Consider the following 423-nt stretch of genomic DNA (forward strand, 5'->3'; position numbering starts at 1 on the left):
CGAATCTAAAGGCCGGGAGTTCGAATCTCTCAGGGTGCACCATTTATAACGGGAAGTAGCTCAGCTTGGTAGAGCACTTGGTTTGGGACCAAGGGGTCGCAGGTTCGAATCCTGTCTTCCCGACCATCATAACTTTTGGGGCCTTAGCTCAGCTGGGAGAGCGCCTGCCTTGCACGCAGGAGGTCAGCGGTTCGATCCCGCTAGGCTCCACCATTTTTGAAACCGACGAACTTTGAAAACTGAACGATGAGGCAAAAAAGTTTTACAATTTTTGAATGAAGCGCAAGCTTCGTCATTTTTAAAGAGCTATATCAAATTCTTTGGAGAGTTTGATCCTGGCTCAGGACGAACGCTGGCGGCGTGCCTAATACATGCAAGTCGAGCGCAGGAAATCATCTGAACCCTTCGGGGGGACGTTGATGG

Annotated in this window: 2 tRNA genes and 1 rRNA gene; all 3 read left to right on the top strand. The window is 50.1% G+C overall.

What is annotated here, in order from left to right:
• Window positions 1-49 precede the first annotated feature (49 nt).
• A tRNA-Pro gene (locus tag EVJ33_RS15230) sits at window positions 50-126 on the top strand.
• 11 nt (window positions 127-137) lie between these two features.
• Window positions 138-213: transfer RNA gene (locus EVJ33_RS15235), tRNA-Ala, on the top strand.
• Window positions 214-317: 104 nt separating this feature from the next.
• A 16S ribosomal RNA gene (locus tag EVJ33_RS15240) occupies window positions 318-423 on the top strand; the annotation flags it as partial.

This window comes from Exiguobacterium sp. SL-10, from assembly GCF_004337025.1.
In the GTDB taxonomy this organism is placed as follows: domain Bacteria; phylum Bacillota; class Bacilli; order Exiguobacteriales; family Exiguobacteriaceae; genus Exiguobacterium.